This is a genomic window from Klebsiella grimontii (genome assembly GCF_042137965.1).
In the GTDB taxonomy this organism is placed as follows: domain Bacteria; phylum Pseudomonadota; class Gammaproteobacteria; order Enterobacterales; family Enterobacteriaceae; genus Klebsiella; species Klebsiella grimontii.
In genome coordinates, this window is sequence record NZ_CP169721.1 from 5,346,598 (window position 1) to 5,368,608 (window position 22,011).

Sequence of the window (22,011 nt, forward strand, 5' to 3'; positions counted from 1 at the left end):
ATTGCGAACGTTTTAGCGATTATGCGCGCCAGGATTTATAGCGGTTAATCAGGCCGTTAGTGGAGCTGTCGTGGCTGCTCACTTCGGAACCATCTTTCAGCTCCGGCAGGATGCGGTTAGCCAGCTGTTTGCCCAGCTCCACGCCCCACTGGTCGAAGGTGAAGATGTTCATAATCACGCCCTGGGTGAAGATTTTGTGCTCATACAGGGCAATCAGCGCGCCCAGGCTGAACGGCGTAATTTCACGCAGCAGGATGGAGTTGGTCGGGCGGTTGCCTTCAAACACTTTGAACGGCACCACGTGTTCCAGGGTCGCCGGATCTTTACCCTGATCGCGATATTCCTGCTCAACCACTTCGCGGGATTTACCAAACGCCAGCGCTTCGGTCTGGGCAAAGAAGTTAGACAGCAGCTTCGGATGGTGGTCGGACAGCGGGTTGTGGGTAATCGCCGGGGCGATAAAGTCGCAAGGCACCATTTTGGTCCCCTGGTGAATCAGCTGGTAGAACGCGTGCTGACCGTTGGTACCCGGCTCGCCCCAGATGATTGGGCCCGTCTGGTAATCCACGGCGTTGCCGTTACGGTCAACGTATTTACCGTTGGATTCCATGTTGCCCTGCTGGAAGTAGGCGGCAAAGCGGTGCATATACTGGTCGTACGGCAGAATCGCTTCGGTTTCAGCACCGAAGAAGTTGTTGTACCAGATACCGATCAGCGCCAGCAGTACCGGCAGGTTTTTCTCAGGCGCGGTCGTGGAGAAGTGTTTATCCATCGCGTGTGCGCCGGAGAGCAGCTCAACAAAGTTGTCGAAGCCGACGGACAGGATGATGGACAGGCCGATGGCTGACCACAGAGAGTAACGGCCGCCAACCCAGTCCCAGAATTCAAACATATTGGCGGTATCAATACCGAACTCGCCAACCGCTTTACCGTTGGTCGAGAGCGCGGCGAAGTGTTTCGCTACGTGCTTCTCATCGCCGGCGGTCGCCAGGAACCAGTCGCGCGCGCTGTGAGCGTTGGTCATGGTTTCCTGAGTGGTAAAGGTTTTCGACGCGACCAGGAACAGCGTGGTTTCCGGGTTCACCGTTTTCAGCACTTCGGCGATGTGGGTCCCATCGACGTTGGAAACAAAGTGCATGTTCAGGTGGTTTTTGTACGGGCGCAGCGCTTCGGTCACCATGAACGGGCCGAGGTCGGAGCCGCCGATACCGATGTTCACGACGTCGGTAATCGCTTTACCGGTGTAGCCTTTCCAGTTGCCGGAGATAATGGCTTCGGAGAAGGTTTTCATCTTCTCAAGCACGGCGTTCACTTCCGGCATCACGTCTTTGCCATCAACCAGAATCGGAGTATTGCTGCGGTTACGCAGCGCAACGTGCAGCACCGCGCGGTCTTCCGTGCGGTTAATCTTCTCGCCGGAGAACATGGATTTAATGGCGTCTGCCAGGAAGGTCTCTTTGGCCAGGTCCTGCAGCTTAGCCAGCGTCTCTTCGGTGATGCGGTTTTTGGAAAAATCCACCAGCATCAGATCGTCGAACGTGGCGGAGAATTTAGAAAAACGATCGCTATCCTTCGCGAACAGATCCGCGATGGTAACGTCTTTCATTTCATCAAAGTGTTTCTGTAATGCCTGCCAGGCAGAGGTCTGCGTTGGGTTGATGTTTTTCATTAGCAATACTCTTCTGATTTGAGAATTGTGACTGCGGTCGATTGTAGCGCCGGTGACGAAAAATTGTGATGATTTTTATGTTATGCCGATGATACGCGTCAGAAATTGGACCGATTTGGCGCAAAACGCCCCTGATAGTATAGACATCATAAGGCTTTTTTCTGTCAGCGACCCGCCCATGAAAAATCCGCATAACCCTGACGTTGACATACTTCGCCTGAAGCCTTTATATAACGGCAGTATTTACGTATACGTAGGTATGTATGGATCGCGCATTTCACGCTACAGCGAAAGGGTATTGCAGGGGGGTATAATGTCCCGCGTCCCCCTGGCAAAGTGAAAGACGTCGGTAATTGCCAGAAGAGGTGCGTTGCCCAGGTAACCGTATTGGAGGAGCCAGTCCGGGGAAAATACGTGAGGGGGAGCAACGCCGAGGTGAATAAGCGTCTGGTTACGCTCATCACCGGCCACAGGGGCTGAATCCCCTGGGTTGTCACCAGAAACGTTCGCAGTCGGGCGTTTCATACTCGCCAGCTGATACAAAGCATCGGCAAGCGGGTCTACAAGGTGGAGCACTTCTGGGTGACATCGTAGTTTGTTTATCGCTCTGCGCCCACCCTGTTTTTCGCTCTTCCCTTGTGCCATGGCTGAATAATTTGGCCTGGCTTATTAAGACATTTTATTGCAATCCGGTTGCGTCCAGCCCCGCCAGGATTGGTTTTCTGGAATCGTTTTAATAAGTCAGGCCCCCTGACACGAGGTTGTTATGACAGATTTAGTTGTAGCCAAGTTCGGCGGCACCAGCGTTGCCGATTTTGATGCCATGAACCGCAGCGTAGACGTCGCGCTGTTGGATGCCAATACCCGCGTGGTGGTGCTTTCCGCCTCAGCGGGCGTGACCAACCTGCTGGTCGCATTAGCGGAAGGGCTGGAACCCGGCGAACGTTTCGCGAAACTCGATGCCATGCGTCAAATCCAGTTCAATATTCTGGAGCGTCTGCGCTATCCGAACGTGATCCGCGATGAAATAGAGCGCCTGCTGGAAAACATCACCACCCTGGCGGAAGCTGCCTCCCTGGCCAGTTCAACCGCGTTAACCGACGAGCTGGTCAGCCACGGCGAACTGATGTCTACCCTGCTGTTTGTCGAGATCCTGCGCGAGCGCGGTATCGCCGCCCAGTGGTTCGACGTACGCAAAATTATGCGCACCAACGACCGCTTTGGCCGCGCGGAACCGGATATCGCCGCCTTATCTGAATTAACCCAGCAGCAGCTGACCCCGCGCCTTGCGGAAGGGCTGGTGATCACCCAGGGCTTTATCGGCAGCGAAGCCAAAGGCCGTACCACTACCCTGGGCCGCGGCGGCAGCGACTATACCGCCGCGCTGCTCGGCGAAGCGCTAAACGCCACCCGCGTCGATATCTGGACCGATGTTCCTGGTATCTACACCACCGACCCGCGCGTCGCGCCGGCAGCCAAACGCATTGACGTTATCGCTTTTGAAGAAGCGGCGGAAATGGCGACCTTTGGCGCGAAGGTCCTGCATCCGGCCACCCTGCTCCCCGCCGTGCGCAGCGATATTCCGGTATTCGTCGGCTCCAGCAAAGAGCCGAAGGCCGGCGGCACGCTGGTGTGCAAAAACACCAAAAACCCGCCGCTGTTCCGCGCGCTGGCGCTGCGCCGCAAGCAGACGCTGCTAACCCTGCACAGCCTGAATATGCTGCACTCGCGTGGTTTTCTGGCCGAAGTGTTTAGTATTCTGGCGCGTCACAGCATCTCCGTCGATCTGATCACCACGTCGGAAGTGAGCGTGGCGCTAACCATGGATACCACCGGTTCAACGTCAGCTGGCGATACCCTGCTCACCCAAGGGCTGTTGACCGAACTTTCCTCTCTGTGCCGGGTTGAGGTCGAGCAGGATCTGGCGCTGGTCGCCATCATTGGTAATGAGCTGTCGAAAGCGTGCGGCGTCGGTAAAGAGGTGTTTGGCGTGCTGGATCCGTTCAACATTCGAATGATTTGCTATGGCGCATCCAGCCACAACCTGTGCTTCCTGGTGCCGGGAGCGGATGCCGAAAAAGTGGTGCAGAAGCTGCATCATAATCTGTTCGAGTAATGGCGAAAAAATGGCCCGTCATTTCTGCCGGGCCATTTTTAGTTCCCCATCACCGTGGTCATCAGCAATCTGTCCAACTCCCTAATATCCCCTGTCCGGCTATCCGGCAGCGCGGGAGGGATCGCGCCTCTGAGCAGCTCGGACTGAATAAACGCATGCAGTAATGGTCGCCGCGGGCCGTACTCCGCCTCTCCCGCACGTTGTTTACGTTCCAGCAGCGCGTTTATTTCCTCACGCAGCCCCGTTTCCAGCTCGCTTCCCGCCAGCAGTTGATCAAAGCGCATCGGCGGTACGCCTTTTCCCGCCTCAACCCAGCGGACGGCCAGCAGCGGGCGCAGTACGTAAAAGTACTTTTTCAGCCGCACGTCGTCGCTTTGCAGATAGCCGCGAAAGTTTTTTCGCGCCATTGAGTAGTAGTGCCAGCGCGCGCGGACGGGCGAAAACCACTGCGGAACCAGCGCCTTAAGCGCGGATATCGTCGCCTCATCCTGCCGATACACCACCGGTGAATCCAACCATTCAATCAGCGTCGGATTCGCCCCTTTCAGCAGACCCAGCGCTTTGCGCCACTCCCAGCCGCAAACGTCCAGCTCATCATCGATGGGTAATTCGATCACGTCCCGCGGCGCGTCCACCCGCAGATACCACTCCAGCGGATGAACGTAGAGAAACCGCACATCATAATCGCTGTCCGGCGAGGCAAAGCCCCAGCCTCGGCTACCGGATTCACAGGCGTAGAGCACTCTGACGCCGTAGCGCCGCTCCACGTCCGTTAACTGCCGTTGCACCTTATGGCGCATAGCGGCATTCACACCGTGATACGTCATTTTCATTATCCTTTTAGATTCACCAGGCCATGCAGCACCTGGTCCAGACCGCCAAAGACCGAGATTTTATCGATACGTTCCGCCACTCTTTCCAGCGTTTCCAGCTCTTTTAAGCGCTGCGCGACAGGGTTATTTTCCATCACCTTCGCGGTGTTGAGCAGCGAACGGGTCGCCGCGGTCTCTTCACGGCGGCGGATCACATTCGCCTGCGCCGATTTTTCTGCTTCCACTAGTTGCGACAGAATGGTTTTCATATCACCCGGCAGCACAATATCCTTCACGCCCAGCGAGGCGACCTCAATACCAAACGGCGCCATACGGTCGGTCACCTGCGCGCTCACCACCTCATCGATGATTTTCTTGTCTTCCAGCAGTTCGTCCAGCGTTCGCGTCCCGACGGCTTCACGCAGCGCAAACTGCAGCTCGCGATACAGATGATCCAGCGGCTTCGTCAGCTGTCCGAACGCCCGCAGCACATCGTCATAGCGCCAGTTCGCCGCCAGATTTAAACGCAGGTTCACTTTATCTTTAGTCAGAATCTCCTGACCGCCGACTTCCAGCACCTGCAGGCGGGTATCGACCACTTCCGCTTCCACCAGATGATTGACCTTCCAGTACGCGCTCAGGCCAGGCTGCAGCAGCGCTTGCGTCTCACCGTCGACTTTCAACACCCCAACGTGCCACGCCGGCACCGATACGGTGAGGATCGCTTCGCGGCCTTTTACCGCCCCGTGACGTCGCGGCTGCAGCACCGCATTCATGATGTCAGCCGGAACCTCAACCTGGCGGGTATCGATACGTAGCAGCCGCATCTCGTCACCGGCGGACCAGTACAGCCGGCGCGTCGAAGGCGGTAAAATGTCCTGCAGCACACCGTTGGCATACAGCGCCCCGGTTTCGATATCCGTCAAATCCGCCGCCAGGCAGTAGCGTTCAACCCATTCAGGCTGAAAGCGCCGTAAATACTCCGCCAGCGCTTCCGGCACCTCGCTGCCGTCCCGGTTTACGATCAGCACGTCAGGAACGTTGAACCACGGCAGGCGGTGCTCGCCTGCTTCCAGAACCTGATAGTAGTCACCCTGGCGGGATAAAAGGCCAAGCTGACCTTTACGTACCGTAATTTTTTTCGTCATTTTTTATTCCTTTACATTTAATCAGGCGCGGGTGCAGGGGCGGAGCCGCAGGGGAACTCCCTTTTGCCTGCGGCACGGCGCCTTTACCGGCGACCAGCTTTGGGGAGTGCCGACTGCGCACAACCCCGTTGTGTTTTTATGATTAACAACCAGTTTTCATTGGAGATGAAATCGGGAATCGAACCCATTGGTGGTCATCGGCTGACGGAACGCGCCCGAAAAACGGTCTGTACCGTTCATGGCGTGCCGGCGGGGTTTAATCCCCTGCGTCTTCAGCATCGTGACGAAAGGACTATTGCCAGATGCGTGCCAAAAACAAAAATGGCGAAAGTTATTTTTTAACTAATTAATTAGTAAAGTTTTTATTTTTAAAGCACACCGTGACGCTTGCTCACGCCAGCAGGTTTTTTTATCTTTAAATATCGATACTTATCTTTTGGGATAAACATGAAAAAGCGGCGAGTGGTGATAGGCGTCCTCGGAACGGTACTGGATAAACGCGGCAAGCGAGCGAACCGCTTTAAAAAATGGCGGCCCACCGTGGGGCTATGCCAGCAGGCCGATTTTCCCGTCGACCGGCTGGAGCTCCTCCACCAGCCGCGTGATGAAAGCATGGCGCAAAAGCTGATTGACGATATCGCCCAGCTTTCGCCGCATACCGAAGTGCGCCCGCATACGGTTGAGATAAACGATCCCTGGGATTTTGAAGAGGTCTACGCGGCGTTTCTCGACTTTGCCAACCACTATCGCTTTGATACCGAAAACGAAGAGTATCTGGTGCATATCACCACCGGGACCCACGTGGCGCAGATCTGCTGGTTCCTGCTGACCGAAGCGCGCTACCTCCCCGCCAGCCTGCTGCAGACCAGCCCTGCGCCGAAAAGCGCAGCGGATGAAGCCGTCGCCGCCGGTATTTATTCGGTGATCGATCTGGACTTAAGCCGCTATACGGCGCTCACCAGCCGCTTTCAGCGCGAGCAGCAGCAGTCCGTCTCCTTCCTGAAGGCAGGCATCGAGACGCGGAACGCGACGTTCAACGCGCTTATCGATCGTATTGAGCGCGTGGCGATCCGATCGACCGATCCGATCCTGCTTACCGGCCCAACGGGCGCTGGTAAATCCGTCCTCGCCAAACGTATTTTTCAGCTTCGTCAGTCGCGGCATCGGGTGGCGGGAAAATTCATGGCGGTGAACTGCGCCACGCTGCGCGGCGATAACGCCATGTCCACGCTGTTTGGCCATGTCAAAGGCGCGTTTACCGGCGCGGTGACGCCTCGCGCCGGGCTATTACGCGAAGCCGACGGCGGCGTGCTGTTTCTCGATGAAATCGCCGAGCTGGGGCTGGATGAGCAGGCCATGCTGCTGAAGGCCATCGAAGAAAAAACCTTTTTTCCGTTTGGCTCGGATAAAGAGGTGCACAGCGACTTCCAGCTGATCGCCGGCACGCATCGCGATATGCAGCAGTGGGTGGCAGAGGGGCGCTTTCGCGAAGATCTTTATGCGCGCATCAATATGTGGCGCTTTGCCCTCCCCGGCCTGGCGCAGCGGCGGGAAGATATTGCGCCGAACGTGGAGTATGAATTACGCCGACTGGCCAACGAGCGGCAGACGCAGATCCGCTTCGATAAAGACGCCCGCGAGCGCTATCTGGCCTTTGCCTGCTCGCCGCAGGCGCAATGGCGCGGCAATTTCCGCGAACTTAGTTCGTCCGTGACGCGCATGGCGACCCTGGCCGAGCAGGGGCGCATTACGCTGGCCGTTGCGGAAGAGGAGATAATGCTGCTGAAAGCGAGCTGGCAGCTCACGACATCTTCTCCTGATATTGCGATGGAAATCGATCTGTTCGATCGCCGCCAGCTGGAAACGGTGCTGGCGGTCTGCCAACGCAGCGCTTCGCTCTCCGAAGCCGGACGCGAGCTGTTCGCCGTCTCCCGGCAGAAAAAGGCCAATCCCAACGATGCCGACCGTCTGCGCAAGTATTTAGCGCGCTTCGGACTCAGTTGGGAGATCGTCCGCAGCGGAACATGAGCATAATTTGTTTGAATAATATGTCTTAGCACGATAAACAATAGCGATGGCCGGGCTCGATCCCGGCCGGTCTATAACAAGCAAACACAACTTACGTGCAAGGAAAACAACATGCTCGCCACGCTTACGCGGCTGTTCCCATTATGGGCGCTGCTGCTCTCGGTTATCGCCTATTACACGCCATCCACTTTCACTCCCGTTGGCCCGTGGGTCCCGACGCTGCTGATGCTGATTATGTTCGGTATGGGCGTGCACCTGAAAGTCGACGATTTTAAGCGCGTGCTTTCCCGCCCCGCGCCGGTCGCCGCAGGCATTTTTCTCCACTACCTGGTGATGCCCCTCGCCGCCTGGCTGCTGGCGCTGATTTTTCATATGCCGCCGGAGCTCTCCGCCGGGATGGTGCTGGTCGGCAGCGTCGCCAGCGGTACGGCATCCAACGTGATGATCTTTCTGGCAAAAGGCGATGTCGCGCTTTCGGTCACCATCTCGTCGGTTTCCACGCTGGTCGGTGTGGTCGCCACGCCGCTGCTGACGCGTCTGTACGTAGATGCGCATATTCAGGTGGACGTGATGGGGATGCTGCTCAGCATTCTGCAAATCGTGGTGATCCCGATTGCGCTGGGGCTGGTCGTGCATCATCTGCTGCCGAAAGTGGTCAAGGCGGTTGAGCCGTTCCTGCCGGCCTTTTCGATGGTCTGCATTCTGGCGATTATCTGCGCCGTGGTGGCCGGTTCCGCGTCGCATATCGCTTCCGTAGGCTTTGTGGTGATTATCGCCGTCATCCTGCATAACACCATCGGCCTGCTCGGCGGCTACTGGGGCGGACGGCTGTTTGGCTTTGACGAGTCCACCTGCCGCACGCTGGCGATCGAGGTGGGAATGCAGAACTCCGGCCTTGCTGCCGCGCTGGGGAAAATCTACTTTGGCCCGCTGGCCGCGCTGCCCGGCGCGCTGTTCTCGGTCTGGCACAACCTGTCCGGCTCGCTGCTGGCCGGTTACTGGTCAGGAAAGCCTATTGTTGATAAATCGCGTAAAACGGTAAAAGAGAGCTAACAACCCGTAATTTTCCCGGCTTGCGCTGCGCTTAGCCGGGCTACGGTCCGTGCAGCTTGCGGGTTTTGTAGCCCGGACAGGTGCGCAGCACCGCCTCCGGGATTTTCTGCGAGGCACAATAATTTACCGTGAGACGTCAGCCCCAATACCGTACACTGAAGCCATAGGCTAACTGAGGGCACGACTATGGCACTCCCCCGCATCACCCAAAAAGAGATGACCGAGCGCGAACAGCGAGAACTGAAAACCCTGCTCGACCGCGCGCGCATCGCCCACGGCCGTCCGCTGACTAACGCGGAAACCAATAGCGTGAAAAAAGAGTACATCGATAAGCTGATGCTCCAGCGGGAAACCGAGGCGAAAAAAGCCCGCCAGCTGAAGAAAAAGCAGGCATACAAACCGGATGCAGAGGCCTCGTTTTCCTGGTCGGCCAATACGCCGACCCGCGGCAGACGTTAACGCCCTTTCTTTCTGCGCCCCGGCGCGGTAAAGCGTTTGCCGTTCGACGCCGGGCGGGAAGATTTCTCGCCGCTTTTTTCAATCGCCACCACCGGGCGCTTGATGCCGGCCGTTTTCGGCTTTGCTTTTGCCTTCGGTTTCGCTTCTGAAGATGAGCTCTCAATCAGTTTAAAGAGATCGATCAGCTCATCATCGGTCAGATCGCGCCACTCTCCCAGCGGGATCCCCGTCAGGCTGACGTTCATGATCCGCGTCCGTTCAAGCTTCGTCACTTCATAGCCAAAGTGTTCGCACATCCGGCGAATCTGGCGATTCAGCCCCTGCACCAGGGTGATACGAAATACAAACGGCGCTTCTTTTTTCACTTTGCACTTCTTCGTCACCGTGCCGAGAATCGGTACCCCCGCGCCCATACCGCGGATAAACTCATCGGTTATTAGCTTATCAACGGTGACCAGATACTCTTTTTCGTGATCGTTACCAGCGCGCAGGATCTTATTCACCAGATCGCCATGGTTGGTCAGAAAGATCAGCCCCTGGGAGTCTTTATCCAGACGACCGATTGGGAAAATGCGTTTACTGTGGTTAACGAAATCCACAATATTGTCGCGCTCGCCGTCTTCGGTGGTGCTGACGATGCCAACCGGTTTATTCAGCGCAATCAGGACGAGATCGTCCGCTTCGCGCGGCTCAATCAACCGGCCATTGACCTTTACCACGTCGCCAGCTTTAACCTGGTCGCCAATGGTGGCGCGCTTGCCGTTGATAAAAACGTTGCCTTGTTCAATAAAGCGATCGGCTTCACGGCGCGAGCAAATTCCGCTCTCGCTGATGTATTTATTAAGTCGGGTTGATGAGTCGGGCAGCATAAAATCTCCTGTAAAAGCGAAATATACCCTACCTTGCGGGCGATAAAAAAGAATCGCGCGCGCGTCGCCTGGCGCTAAGTGTGATCTGCCCCGCCTTTCAACACAAAAGTGTACTCTTGAGATCCCGGCAACTTTACTGAGCGAAATAACGCAGAATCAGGCTGTTAGCATGCCTGGCACAAACGTGCCGTCAACCTCCTGCCAGCAAAGCAAATGTGCAACACAAACGGTCAGAACACCTTCTTGAAATAGAGGAAAATTTCTTTGAAGCGGGCCGCTGATGGGGTTATATCAGATCATGACAGCCATTCTCTCATTTGCACAAATGTGCAGGAGCCGACAGTGACGATGGAAAACAGCGACGATATTCGTCTGATCGTGAAAATCGCCCAGCTCTATTACGAGCAGGATATGACCCAGGCGCAGATAGCCCGCGAACTGGGGATATATCGCACCACCATCAGCCGCCTGTTGAAACGCGGCCGCGAGCAGGGCATCGTCACTATCGCCATCAACTATGACTACAACGAAAATCTGTGGCTTGAGCAGCAGCTAAAACAAAAATTTGCCCTCAAAGAGGTGGTGGTGGCGGCCAGCGACGCTCTACAGGAGGAGGATCAGCTCAATCTCATCGGCCAGCATGGCGCGCAATTGGTTGATAGGCTGCTGGAGCCGGGCGATATCGTCGGCTTCTCCTGGGGGCGGGCGGTGCGCGCGCTGGTGGAGAATCTGCCGCAGGCCGGTCAGTCCCGCCAGGTTATCTGCGTGCCGATTATCGGCGGCCCCTCCGGCAAACTGGAAAGCCGCTACCACGTGAATACGCTGACCTACGGCGCAGCGGCGAAGCTGAAAGCGGAATCTCATCTCGCCGACTTTCCGGCACTTCTCGATAATAAATTGATTCGCAACGGTATTATGCAGTCACAGCACTTTAAAACGATTGCCTCCTACTGGGATAACCTGGACGTCGCGCTGGTGGGGATTGGTTCCCCGGCGATCCGCGACGGCGCAAACTGGCACGCGTTTTACGGCAGTGAAGAGAGTGACGATCTTAACGCCCGCCAGGTTGCCGGAGATATCTGCTCACGCTTTTATAATATTGATGGCCTGATGGTAGAGACCGCCATGAGTGAGAAAACGCTCTCTATTGAGATGGCGAAACTCAGACAGGCGCGCTATTCGGTAGGCATCGCGATGGGCGCGGAAAAATACTCCGGCATTCTTGGTGCCTTAAACGGTCATTACATTAACTGTCTGGTGACGAATCGAGAAACCGCTGAGTCATTACTGAAGTAAATTTCAGGAATATGTTTTCACGCAGCGCTGCTGCGGGGGATCCCTTTATCTAAAGAAACAGGAGTCGATAATGAATACATGGTTAAATTTAAAAGAAAAAATAATTATCGTGACCGGCGGCGCATCAGGAATTGGCTTGGCGATTGTCGATGAGTTATTAGCCCAGGGCGCGAACGTGCAGATGATCGATATTCACGGTGGCGATAAGCATCAGAGTAGCGGTAATTATAACTTCTGGCCTACCGATATATCCAGCGCCAGCGAAGTACATAAAACCGTCGACCATATTATTCAACGTTTTGGCCGCATCGATGGTTTAGTCAATAACGCTGGCGTTAACTTCCCGCGCTTATTAGTCGATGAGAAAGCACCGTCCGGTCGCTATGAATTAAATGAAGCGGCATTCGAAAAAATGGTCAATATCAACCAGAAAGGCGTGTTCCTGATGTCGCAGGCGGTGGCGCGCCAGATGGTTAAACAGCGCAGCGGCGTGATTGTTAACGTCTCGTCGGAAAGCGGCCTCGAAGGCTCGGAAGGCCAGAGCTGCTATGCCGCGACCAAGGCCGCGCTGAACAGCTTTACCCGCTCCTGGTCGAAAGAGCTGGGCAAGCACGGTATCCGCGTGGTGGGCGTCGCGCCGGGCATTCTGGAAAAAACCGGCCTGCGAACCCCGGAGTATGAAGAAGCGTTGGCCTGGACCCGTAATATTACCGTCGAACAGTTGCGCGAAGGCTATAGCAAAAATTCTATTCCTCTTGGCCGCTCCGGTCGACTCACTGAAGTGGCTGATTTTGTTTGCTATCTACTCTCAGAACGCGCCAGCTACATGACCGGAGTAACCACTAACATCGCCGGCGGAAAAACGCGCGGCTAAGGGGGGAAAATGGTTAACGTCATCTTCTGCGCCCACGGCCAGCTAGCCTGCGCCATGCTCGACTCGGTGCGCATGGTCTACGGCGATGTCAACGTTAGCGCCGTGGAATTTGTACCGGGAGAAAACGCGGGCGATATCGCCGATAAGCTTGAAAAGTTGGTAAGTACTCACAAAGAGGAGGAGTGGCTTATCGCCGTCGATCTCCAGTGCGGCAGCCCGTGGAACGCCGCCGCCGGGCTGGCGATGCGCAACCCGCGGCTCCGGGTCATCAGCGGCCTGTCGCTACCGCTGGCTCTGGAGCTGGTGGATAACCAGCAAACGATGCATGCGGAAGAACTGTGCCAACATCTTGAGACCATCGCCAGCCAGTGCTGCGTCACCTGGCGGCAGCCGGAAACCGTTGAGGAGGATTTCTGATGAACATTACGCTCGCGCGCATTGACGACCGCCTGATTCACGGCCAGGTCACCACCGTTTGGTCAAAAGTGGCTAACGCCCAGCGCATTATTATCTGTAATGACGACGTTTATAATGACGACGTTCGCCGCACGCTGCTTCGCCAGGCCGCGCCTCCGGGCATGAAGGTCAACGTGGTGAATCTTGAGAAAGCCGTCGCCGTTTATCACAACCCGCAATATCAGGACGAAACCGTTTTTTATTTATTCACCAACCCGCAGGACGTACTAACCATGGTGCAGCAGGGCGTCAACATAGCCACCCTGAATATTGGCGGCATGGCCTGGCGTCCGGGTAAAAAACAATTAACCAAAGCGGTCTCATTAGACGAAGCGGATATTAATGCCTTTCAGCAGTTAGATAAGTTGGGTGTTAATCTTGATTTACGCGTCGTAGCCTCGGATCCGTCAGTTAATATTCTCGATAAAATAGCAGAGCAGTCCGTAAAAGAATAATAAAAGGCTCCTGTTTTATTACACACTGTCATTCTGGATACATCGCGGCGACAAATGAGCGAGTCACCAGCAGCATAGATAACTATGTGGCTGGGACGAGAAAGTGTCGTCAACAAAGAGGCAGCCTGAAGGACAGCGTGTAAATGCCGTAACAGGCAGGGATTTCTATACCCTCAAGGTGAAAAATTATGGAAATAAGTACCCTACAAATCATCGCCATATTTATTTTTTCCTGTATTGCCGGGATGGGCAGCGTGCTGGATGAATTCCAGACTCATCGCCCATTAATCGCCTGTACCGTGATTGGCTTAATTCTCGGCGATTTAAAAACCGGGATTATGCTCGGCGGCACGCTGGAGCTGATTGCGCTCGGCTGGATGAACGTCGGCGCGGCGCAGTCTCCGGATTCGGCGTTAGCCAGCATTATCTCCGCCATCCTGGTGATCGTGGGCCAGCAAAGTATCGCTACTGGAATAGCGATTGCGCTGCCGGTCGCCGCGGCGGGCCAGGTGCTCACCGTGTTCGCCCGTACCCTTACCGTGGTGTTTCAGCACGCGGCGGATAAGGCAGCAGAAGAAGCGCGCTTCGGGACAATCGATCTGCTGCACGTATCGGCGCTGAGCGTTCAGGCGCTGCGCGTCGCCATTCCCGCACTCATCGTTTCTCTGTTTGTCAGCGCGGATATGGTCAGCAATATGCTCAACGCCATCCCGGAATTCGTTACCCGCGGTCTGCAAATCGCCGGCGGTTTTATCGTGGTGGTCGGCTACGCCATGGTGCTGCGCATGATGGGCGTGAAGTATCTGATGCCCTTCTTCTTCCTCGGCTTCCTTGCGGGCGGCTATCTCGATTTCAGCCTGCTGGCCTTCGGCGGCGTAGGGGTCATCATCGCGCTGATTTATATCCAGCTCAATCCACAGTGGCGCAAACCCGAACCGCAGGCTGCCGCCACCTCTTCCACCGCCCTTGACCAGCTTGACGACTGATGGAGCCCAACATGGAACAGAGAAAAATTACCCAAGGCGACCTGGTGAGCATGTTTCTGCGCTCCAACCTGCAGCAGGCGTCATTCAACTTCGAGCGTATTCACGGGCTTGGCTTTTGCTACGACATGATCCCGGCCATCAAGCGCCTCTATCCGCTGAAGGAGGATCAGGTCGCCGCGCTGAAGCGCCATCTGGTGTTCTTTAACACCACCCCGGCGGTGTGCGGGCCGGTGATTGGCGTGACCGTCGCGATGGAGGAAGCGCGGGCCAACGGCGCCGCTATCGACGATGGCGCCATCAACGGGATCAAAGTCGGCCTGATGGGGCCGCTGGCCGGGGTGGGTGACCCGCTGGTGTGGGGCACGCTGCGGCCGATTACCGCCGCCCTCGGCGCTTCGCTGGCGCTCTCCGGAAACCTGGTTGGCCCGCTGCTGTTCTTCTTTATTTTCAATGCGGTGCGTCTGGCTATGAAGTGGTACGGGCTGCAGCTTGGCTTCCGTAAAGGGGTCAATATCGTCAGCGAGATGGGCGGTAACCTGCTGCAAAAACTGACCGAAGGCGCCTCCATTCTTGGCCTGTTTGTGATGGGCGTGCTGGTCACCAAGTGGACCACTATCAATGTACCGCTGGTGGTCTCGCAAACGCCGGGCGCCGATGGCTCGACCGTCACCATGACCGTACAGAACATCCTCGATCAGCTCTGCCCCGGCCTGCTGGCCCTGGGCCTGACCCTGCTGATGGTGCGTCTGCTCAATAAGAAAGTGAACCCGGTATGGCTGATTTTCGCCCTGTTCGGTTTGGGGATACTCGGTAACGCGCTGGGCTTCCTGTCCTGATTATTCCGCCCCGACGATGCCGGGGCTACTTCAACAAGTTAGCCCCAACAGATTTCGCAGTACGGCAAGGCGGCAACCGAACGTACCCGTAATGTGAAAGATGAAGGGGATGAGGTGGTAAATATGCAAACAACAGCCCTGCGCCTGTACGGCAAACGCGACCTGCGCCTGGAAACCTTCGAACTCCCGGCGATGCAGGATGATGAAATCCTCGCCCGGGTGGTCACCGACAGCCTGTGCCTCTCCTCATGGAAAGAGGCGAACCAGGGCGAGGACCACAAAAAGGTGCCGGACGATGTGGCGACCAACCCGATCATCATCGGCCATGAGTTCTGCGGGGAAATTATCGCCGTCGGCAAAAAGTGGCAGCACAAGTTTCGCGCTGGTCAACGCTATGTTATTCAGGCCAACCTGCAGCTGCCGGATCGCCCGGACTGCCCCGGCTATTCCTTCCCGTGGATCGGCGGCGAAGCCACCCACGTGGTGATCCCCAACGAGGTGATGGAACAGGATTGTTTGCTTTCCTGGGAAGGCGATACCTGGTTTGAAGGCTCGCTGGTGGAACCGCTTTCCTGCGTGATCGGCGCGTTCAACGCCAACTATCATCTGCAGGAAGGCAGCTATAACCATGTGATGGGCATTCGCCCACAGGGGCGCACGCTGATCCTCGGCGGCACCGGCCCGATGGGGCTGCTGGCTATCGACTACGCGCTGCATGGCCCGATCAATCCGGCGCTGCTGGTGGTCACCGACACCAATAAGCCCAAGCTCAGCTATGCGCGCCAGCACTATCCCTCCGAGCCGCAAACGTTGATTCACTATCTTGATGGGCGTGACGCCAGCCGCGAAACGCTGATGGCGCTCTCCGGCGGCCACGGTTTTGACGATATCTTCGTCTTCGTCCCAAATGAACAGCTCATCACCCTGGCTTCCTCGCTGCTGGCCGCAGACGGCTGCCTGAACTTCTTCGCCGGTCCGCAGGATAAGCAGTTCAGCGCGCCGATCAATTTTTACGATGTGCATTACGCCTTTACCCACTACGTTGGCACCTCCGGGGGCAATACCGACGATATGCGCGCCGCCGTCGCGCTGATGCAGGCGAAAAAAGTCCAGACCGCGAAGGTGGTGACCCATATTCTGGGGCTGAACGCGGCGGGCGAGACGACCCTGGATTTACCGGCGGTTGGCGGCGGTAAAAAGCTGGTCTATACCGGGAAAAATATCCCGCTGACGCCGCTGGGAGAAATCCGCGATCCGCAGCTGGCGGCGATCATGGAGCGCCATCACGGTATCTGGTCAAAAGAGGCGGAGGAGTATCTGCTGGCCCACGCGGAGGATATTGCTCATGATTAATCGCGATACGCAGCTGTGCATGTCGCTGGCCGGTCGCCCGGGCAACTTCGGCACCCGCTTTCATAACTATCTGTATGAAAAGCTCGGGCTGAATTATATCTATAAAGCCTTTACGACCCAGGACATTGCCGCGGCGGTAAACGGCGTGCGCGCATTAGGCGTTCGCGGCTGCGCGGTCTCGATGCCGTTTAAAGAGAGCTGTATACCGTTTCTCGACGCGCTTGACCCTTCGGCAAAGGTGATTGATTCGGTCAACACCATCGTCAACGACGACGGCAGGCTGACCGGGCTGAATACTGACTATATCGCGGTAAAAAGCCTGATTGACAGCCGTCGGCTCGACGCCTCCGCCAAAGTGATGATCCAGGGCAGCGGCGGGATGGGCAAAGCGGTCATCGCCGCCTTCCGCGATGCCGGTTTCCGCGATGTGATTATCGCCGCCCGCCATCGCGAGCGCGGCCTGGCGCTGGCGAAGCAGTACGGTTTTCAGTGGCAGCCCAGGCCGGAGGGAATCGCGGCGGATATTCTCGTTAACGTCACCCCGCTCGGTATGGCGGGCGGTGCGGAAAGCGAAACCCTGGCCTTTAGCCAGACAATGGTGGAACGGGCCGCCGTGGTATTTGACGTGGTCGCGCTACCGCCGGAAACCCCGCTTATCAGGCTGGCGCAGAGGCTGGACAAGCGCGTTATCAGCGGCGCGGAGGTGATTGCCCTGCAGGCGGTGGAGCAGTTTGCGCTCTACACCGGCGTGCGTCCGGACGCGGCGCTTGTCGCTGAAGCCGCGGCCTTTGCCAGAGGGTAGGGGCAAAACGGTGAGCGCCAGGGAGGGCGCTCTAATAACCGTTGATCAGAAAGTCGATTGCATCGCGCAGCGCAGCCCTGTCCGCCGTCAAATCAGCAACGCACTTGCCCAGTTCTTTTTGCGGCAAACCCGCCATCATATGCGTCATCACAATATAAGTTTGACCGGCAATCGTAATCACGGGACAAATTTTGGTCGGAGGCTGGGTATCAGGTAGTTGGTTTTGTTCTATCACAGGGGCAACCAGGATATGCTTCAGGACATTCGCGACCGGATGCTGCAGGTTGATTAAATAAGGGAAAACCTTTTTACCGCTTCCCGTATTCTCATAAGCGCAATATTGTTCCATCAGAACGGCCTTTGAAAATCACTAAACGAACCGTTTTCTTCTACCCATTGGTTAATCGTATCGATCGATTTCTTATTGTCTCGTAACCACTCTTCACGTTTGTGCTCACGAAATTTCTCAAGTAAAGCTTCCGTTAAAACCGCCGAAATGTTGATTTTAAGTTTACGCGCCTCTTCCAGGATTTCAGGCGAAAGCGAGACATTGACTGATTTTTTAACGTTCGACGTAGTGCGCATGATAGCCCCCATGGTAATGCGCATGACATGCCTCAGATTAGCGTAATAAACGAGCATTTTCTATTCCTTTGCCTGTGAATCATCAACGTAAAACTAAGCGGTTCCCGCTAACCTGTCACGCCCGGTAGAGTCAGTCTGCGAGGCGCTTTCCAGATTAATTCAGAGAGTCGCTGCGCCAATAATCGCCGTTCCGCTATGCTCAGCGCGTCTCAGCGTGAGCCACGTCAGCAAGCGGTAAGATATCCTGTGATAACATCCCTGCCCGAATAATCATCTGGCCAAATGGAGAAATGATGGAACTGCTGCTATTGAGTAACTCAACGCTGCCGGGCAAAGCCTGGCTGGAACATGCGCTGCCGACCATTGCCGGGCAGCTAAACGGCCGCCGTTCTGCGGTATTTATTCCTTTCGCCGGGGTAACGCAAACCTGGGACGATTACACCGCGAAAACCGCCGCCGTCTTCAGCCCAATGGGCGTCACGGTCACCGGTATTCACAGCGTCGCGGACCCGGTGTCGGCGATTGCGAATGCGGAGATAGTTATCGTCGGCGGCGGCAACACCTTTCAGCTGCTGAAAGAGTGCCGCGAACGCGGCCTGCTGGCGCCGATGGTGGATGTGGTGAAGCGCGGAGCGCTGTATATCGGCTGGAGCGCGGGCGCTAACCTGGCCTGTCCGACGATTCGCACCACTAACGATATGCCGATTGTCGACCCTAACGGTTTTGCTGCGCTGGGGTTGTTCCCGCTGCAAATTAACCCGCATTTCACCAATGCGCTGCCGGAAGGCCATAAAGGCGAGACCCGCGAGCAGCGGATCCGCGAGCTGCTGGTGGTTGCGCCAGAGCTGACGATTATCGGTCTGCCGGAAGGCAACTGGATTCAGGTGACGCAGGGCCACGCCACCCTCGGCGGCCCGAATCCGACGCTGGTGTTCAGAGCCGGAGAAGAAGCAGTAACCCTCAACGCTGGCCATCGTTTCTGATCCCTGCTTGCTCTTGTCCCGGAGGCGGCGCGTTGCGCCTGTCCGGGCTTGTATGATTAACCCGTCAGAAAGAACCGGCCAGTTCTCTCTGATGGCGGTCCGGATGCCGTGTCCGGGCTTAGGCTTTCGCGCCTGTTCCGTAGATCCTTTGCACCGGACCGCCGTTCTTTCTCATGTGATAAACCGGACAGTATCATGGACCGGCTTTCACCGGTAACCCGTATTCGCAAGGTTGGTTTCACTATGGAAAATGAACTCCACTTCATCGGTATTGATGTCGCCAAAGCTAAACTGGATGTCGATATTCTTCGCCCTGATGGCCGGCATCGTTGTAAAAAATTTGACAATACCCTCTCCGGGCACGAAGCGCTGGTCCGCTGGCTTCGCGGCCATGATGTGAACCGTGCCCATGTCTGCATGGAATCCACCAGCACCTACATGGAAGACGCGGCCGCGCATCTGAGTGATGCCGGGTATACCGTGTCCGTCATCAACCCCGCCCTCAGTAAAGCTTTCGCACAGAGTGAGGGGTTGCGCAGTAAAACCGACAAAGTGGACGCCCGTATGCTGGCTCACTTCTGCCGGGAAAAACGCCCGCCAGCCTGGGAGGCCCCCCATCCGACAGAGCGGGCACTGAAAGCCCTGGTGTTACGCCATCAGGCGCTGACAGAGATGCAGACACAGGAGAAAAACCGGCGGGAAACCGCGCCGGAAGTTCAGCTGACCAGCATTGATATCCTGCTGGGGTGTCTGAGCGCGGAGCTGGCGCGTATCGAAAAACAGATAAAAGACCTGACGGATAATGACCCGGATATGAAACAACGGCGGAAGCTGCTGAACAGTATCCCGGGCATCGGAGAGAAAACGGCGGCGGTTCTGCTGGCGTATACGGGCCTGAAGCTGAAGTTCGGTACAGGGCGGCAGTTCGCGGCGTATGCAGGACTGACGCCGGTGCAGCATGAGTCAGGCAGCAGCGTGATGCGGGCGAGCCGGATGAGCAAAGCGGGACCGGTTCATCTGCGCAAAGCGCTATACATGCCAGCGTTATCGGCGCTGTACCATACGGCGTGGGGAAAAGCGTTCAGGAAAAGGCTGGAAGGGAATGGTAAGCGTGCGAAAGTCATCATAGGGGCGATGATGCGAAAGCTGGCGCAGGTGGCGTACGGTGTACTGAAGTCAGGAAAGGCGTTCGATGCGTCACAGCATGAGCTGTTGATAGCGTAAGAAAGCGTGCCGGATGAAACGACAGCGCGGGATGTCGCTGTCGTTGTTGTGCCTGTCATCCGGGAGCCGGAGAAGATGACAGTGGTGAAAAGAGTTGCAGGCGTTCACAGTATCTACCGTTCCGCAGATGTCCGTGGGCCAGCGCATTCCCCGGGTTGCGGCGTAAACGCCTTACCCGGGCTACCGGCCCGCAGACGGCGGTAATCCTGTAGCCCGGCTAAGCGCAGCGCGAACCGGGGATGTCAGGCGGCTCATCAGCGCTTAATAATCATCGCGCTCATCGTCCTCATCCGGCTGCTCCATCACGCTATAGGCTACTGAGCAGAACAGCGAGTTAAGACGTTTCATATCGCCCAGCAGCGCGAGGTGCAGCGTACTGGTTTCAATACTCTGCACGTTTTGCTGATGCAGGCGGTCAACGTGCGCGTGTGAGTAGCGGCGGTTCATAATGCGAAAACGATGCTTGCTGCGTCGCAGGCGGCGGGCGCTCGGCACGTCGCCGGAGAAGAAGACCGACATCGCCAGCTGCAGATTGCTGAGCAGCTGATCGTAGAGCGCGTCCAGCTCTTTCAGCCCCTCCATAGAGAATGCGCGGCGCGCGGCCAGCGATTTATCGGCGATTTCGCTCCCCATCCTTTCGACAATATCCGAAGCCTGCTCGAGGTTGAGCGCCATTTCGATAATTTCCGCCCAGCGGCGGGACTCCTCATCCGCCAGCTCCTCTTTCGGCATCCGCGCCAGATAGAGCTTAATCGCGGTGTAAAGCACGTTGATATCATCCGCCATCCGCCGTAGCTCTTTCTCCTCACGCGGCTCGCCGTGCATCACTTTACGCAGGCTTTCCAGCATCTGCTCCATGGCATCGCCGATACGCAGGGTTTCACGGGCGGCATTGGCCAGCGCCAGCGCGGGCGTATCCAGCGCCGAAGTATCCAGGTGCTTCGGCTTCAGTCGCGCATCCAGCTCCGGCTCATCGCGAATCAGACGCTTACAGAGATTCGCCATCGGCCCGGCGAACGGCACCATGGCGATACAGCGGATCAGGTTGTAGAAGACGTGGAAATAGATGACCAGCTCGGATTTTTGCAGCGGGAGTTCATCCATGACGTTTGCCAACAGATGCACAAACGGCAGGATAATCAGGCTGCCCACCAGCTTAAACAGCAGGCTGCCGAGCGCAACGCGGCGCGCGGCGGCATTGGCGCCGCTGTTGTTTAACATGGCCAGCAGTCCGGAGCCGAGGTTGGCGCCGATCACCAGGCACAGCGCCACCGGAAACGAAATCACGCCGGTGGCGGTTAACGTCGCGGTCAGCAGCACCGCCGCCAGACTGGAATAGCTGATGATGGCAAACACCGCGCCGATCAGCGCATCCAGCATAATATCGCCGGTCAAAGAGGCGAAAATCACCTGTACCCCGTTGGCCTGGGTGATGGGATGCACCGCCTGGACGATCAGCTCCAGCGCCAGCAGAATCAGTCCTAAGCCAATCCCCACGCGCCCGAGCTGGCCCGCGCGCGTTTGTTTGCGGCCAAGGAAAAAAATCACGCCGATAAAAATCAGCAGCGGCGAAAGCCACGACAGGTCGAAGGTCAGCACCCTCGCCATCAGCGCGGTACCGACGTCAGCGCCCAGCACCATCACTAGCGCAGGGGCCAGCGCCACCAGATCCTGGGCGACAAAAGAGGTGACCAGCATGGTGGTGGCGTTGCTGCTCTGGACCAGCGCGGTAACGCCGATCCCCGCGCAGAAGGCGAGCGGTTTTTTCTCTACGCTGCTGCTGAGCACGCTGCGCAGGCGAGCGCCGTAGACGCGCATCACGCCAGTACGGACGATATGGGTGCCCCACACCAGTAGAGCGACGGCGGACAACAGGTGTAGCAGAGTTAACACGGAATCAGCTTCTCCTTATATTTATTCGTTCCCGAACTCATAAACCGTTACAGGCCGGATGGCGCTTCGCTTATCCGCTCCACAACGATCTCAAGCTCTTAAGTATAAGGGTTT

At 56.7% G+C, this 22,011-nt stretch carries 22 protein-coding genes and 1 riboswitch; of the genes, 15 read left to right on the forward strand and 7 right to left on the reverse strand.

The window, feature by feature from the left end:
- Window positions 1-19: 19 nt before the first annotated feature.
- A complete protein-coding gene (pgi, locus tag ACE3MN_RS25050; RefSeq protein WP_024360180.1) occupies window positions 20-1,669 on the reverse strand; it encodes a glucose-6-phosphate isomerase in 1,650 nt (549 codons plus the stop codon).
- A 352-nt stretch (window positions 1,670-2,021) separates the two neighbouring features.
- A riboswitch (Lysine riboswitch) is annotated at window positions 2,022-2,255 on the forward strand.
- A 180-nt stretch (window positions 2,256-2,435) separates the two neighbouring features.
- Here pgi and lysC point away from each other — a divergent pair.
- Window positions 2,436-3,785, forward strand: a complete 1,350-nt coding sequence (gene lysC, locus ACE3MN_RS25055) for a lysine-sensitive aspartokinase 3 (RefSeq protein WP_004137585.1) — start codon at window positions 2,436-2,438, stop codon at window positions 3,783-3,785.
- 38 nt (window positions 3,786-3,823) lie between these two features.
- Here lysC and ACE3MN_RS25060 read toward each other — a convergent pair whose 3' ends face one another.
- Window positions 3,824-4,612 (reverse strand): nucleotidyltransferase domain-containing protein, encoded by a 789-nt coding sequence (locus ACE3MN_RS25060; RefSeq protein WP_219676184.1) that lies wholly within the window; start codon window positions 4,610-4,612, stop codon window positions 3,824-3,826.
- A gap of 5 nt (window positions 4,613-4,617) precedes the next feature.
- Complete coding sequence (locus ACE3MN_RS25065; protein ID WP_154975737.1) at window positions 4,618-5,745, reverse strand: slipin family protein; 1,128 nt, start codon at window positions 5,743-5,745, stop codon at window positions 4,618-4,620.
- A gap of 138 nt (window positions 5,746-5,883) precedes the next feature.
- Here ACE3MN_RS25065 and ACE3MN_RS25070 point away from each other — a divergent pair, with 138 nt between their 5' ends.
- From ACE3MN_RS25070 to ACE3MN_RS25085, 4 genes are all read left to right on the forward strand, one after another.
- Window positions 5,884-6,087 (forward strand): hypothetical protein, encoded by a 204-nt coding sequence (locus tag ACE3MN_RS25070; protein WP_154975738.1) that lies wholly within the window; start codon window positions 5,884-5,886, stop codon window positions 6,085-6,087.
- 105 nt (window positions 6,088-6,192) lie between these two features.
- Complete coding sequence (gene rtcR / locus ACE3MN_RS25075) at window positions 6,193-7,773, forward strand: RNA repair transcriptional activator RtcR (RefSeq protein WP_375364213.1); 1,581 nt, start codon at window positions 6,193-6,195, stop codon at window positions 7,771-7,773.
- Window positions 7,774-7,884: 111 nt separating this feature from the next.
- The gene (gene panS, locus ACE3MN_RS25080; RefSeq protein ID WP_004137589.1) at window positions 7,885-8,826 is read left to right on the forward strand and encodes a ketopantoate/pantoate/pantothenate transporter PanS; all 942 of its coding nucleotides are present in this window, start codon (window positions 7,885-7,887) and stop codon (window positions 8,824-8,826) included.
- 186 nt (window positions 8,827-9,012) lie between these two features.
- Window positions 9,013-9,285, forward strand: a complete 273-nt coding sequence (locus tag ACE3MN_RS25085; RefSeq protein ID WP_004137590.1) for a DUF3811 domain-containing protein — start codon at window positions 9,013-9,015, stop codon at window positions 9,283-9,285.
- Here ACE3MN_RS25085 and rluF read toward each other — a convergent pair.
- A complete protein-coding gene (rluF, locus tag ACE3MN_RS25090) occupies window positions 9,282-10,154 on the reverse strand; it encodes a 23S rRNA pseudouridine(2604) synthase RluF (protein ID WP_004137591.1) in 873 nt (290 codons plus the stop codon). The two genes, ACE3MN_RS25085 and rluF, sit on opposite strands and share 4 nt — an antisense overlap.
- A gap of 348 nt (window positions 10,155-10,502) precedes the next feature.
- Between rluF and ACE3MN_RS25095 the strand changes: the two genes are divergently transcribed.
- The 8 genes from ACE3MN_RS25095 (at window position 10,503) to ACE3MN_RS25130 (ending at window position 17,212) form a co-directional block, all read left to right on the forward strand.
- Window positions 10,503-11,450 (forward strand): sugar-binding transcriptional regulator, encoded by a 948-nt coding sequence (locus tag ACE3MN_RS25095; protein ID WP_082236848.1) that lies wholly within the window; start codon window positions 10,503-10,505, stop codon window positions 11,448-11,450.
- A gap of 70 nt (window positions 11,451-11,520) precedes the next feature.
- Window positions 11,521-12,324: an SDR family oxidoreductase gene (locus ACE3MN_RS25100; protein ID WP_049087460.1), complete on the forward strand. Its 804-nt coding sequence runs from the start codon at window positions 11,521-11,523 to the stop codon at window positions 12,322-12,324.
- A 9-nt stretch (window positions 12,325-12,333) separates the two neighbouring features.
- Entirely contained in the window at window positions 12,334-12,741 is a 408-nt protein-coding gene (locus ACE3MN_RS25105; RefSeq protein WP_024360174.1) for a mannose/fructose/sorbose PTS transporter subunit IIA, read from the forward strand.
- A complete protein-coding gene (locus ACE3MN_RS25110) occupies window positions 12,741-13,235 on the forward strand; it encodes a mannose/fructose/sorbose PTS transporter subunit IIB (RefSeq protein ID WP_375364214.1) in 495 nt (164 codons plus the stop codon). The genes ACE3MN_RS25105 and ACE3MN_RS25110 overlap by 1 nt, the downstream gene beginning before the upstream one ends.
- Window positions 13,236-13,423: 188 nt before the next feature.
- A complete protein-coding gene (locus ACE3MN_RS25115) occupies window positions 13,424-14,221 on the forward strand; it encodes a PTS mannose/fructose/sorbose transporter subunit IIC (RefSeq protein ID WP_375364215.1) in 798 nt (265 codons plus the stop codon).
- An 11-nt stretch (window positions 14,222-14,232) separates the two neighbouring features.
- Window positions 14,233-15,057 (forward strand): PTS system mannose/fructose/sorbose family transporter subunit IID, encoded by an 825-nt coding sequence (locus ACE3MN_RS25120; RefSeq protein WP_004137598.1) that lies wholly within the window; start codon window positions 14,233-14,235, stop codon window positions 15,055-15,057.
- Between the two features lie 123 nt (window positions 15,058-15,180).
- On the forward strand, window positions 15,181-16,410 hold the full coding sequence (sorE, locus tag ACE3MN_RS25125) for an L-sorbose 1-phosphate reductase (protein WP_064343369.1): 1,230 nt from the start codon (window positions 15,181-15,183) through the stop codon (window positions 16,408-16,410).
- Window positions 16,403-17,212: a shikimate 5-dehydrogenase gene (locus tag ACE3MN_RS25130; RefSeq protein ID WP_049131418.1), complete on the forward strand. Its 810-nt coding sequence runs from the start codon at window positions 16,403-16,405 to the stop codon at window positions 17,210-17,212. Before sorE ends, ACE3MN_RS25130 begins: the two co-directional genes overlap by 8 nt.
- A 31-nt stretch (window positions 17,213-17,243) precedes the next feature.
- On the opposite strand, the gene ACE3MN_RS25135 is transcribed toward ACE3MN_RS25130, so the two are convergent.
- On the reverse strand, window positions 17,244-17,561 hold the full coding sequence (locus ACE3MN_RS25135) for a CcdB family protein (RefSeq protein ID WP_049131419.1): 318 nt from the start codon (window positions 17,559-17,561) through the stop codon (window positions 17,244-17,246).
- A complete protein-coding gene (locus ACE3MN_RS25140) occupies window positions 17,561-17,854 on the reverse strand; it encodes a type II toxin-antitoxin system CcdA family antitoxin (protein ID WP_004138471.1) in 294 nt (97 codons plus the stop codon). The genes ACE3MN_RS25135 and ACE3MN_RS25140 overlap by 1 nt, the downstream gene beginning before the upstream one ends.
- Window positions 17,855-18,090: 236 nt before the next feature.
- Here ACE3MN_RS25140 and pepE point away from each other — a divergent pair, with 236 nt between their 5' ends.
- Both pepE and ACE3MN_RS25150 read left to right on the forward strand, forming a co-directional pair.
- Window positions 18,091-18,780 carry a dipeptidase PepE gene (gene pepE, locus ACE3MN_RS25145; RefSeq protein WP_004138468.1) on the forward strand — a complete coding sequence of 230 codons (690 nt, stop codon included), beginning with the start codon at window positions 18,091-18,093 and terminating at the stop codon, window positions 18,778-18,780.
- A 243-nt stretch (window positions 18,781-19,023) separates the two neighbouring features.
- On the forward strand, window positions 19,024-20,004 hold the full coding sequence (locus ACE3MN_RS25150) for an IS110 family transposase (protein WP_049130515.1): 981 nt from the start codon (window positions 19,024-19,026) through the stop codon (window positions 20,002-20,004).
- Between the two features lie 261 nt (window positions 20,005-20,265).
- Here ACE3MN_RS25150 and ACE3MN_RS25155 read toward each other — a convergent pair whose 3' ends face one another.
- Window positions 20,266-21,897 (reverse strand): Na/Pi cotransporter family protein, encoded by a 1,632-nt coding sequence (locus ACE3MN_RS25155; RefSeq protein WP_004127714.1) that lies wholly within the window; start codon window positions 21,895-21,897, stop codon window positions 20,266-20,268.
- Between the last annotated feature and the right edge of the window lie 114 nt (window positions 21,898-22,011).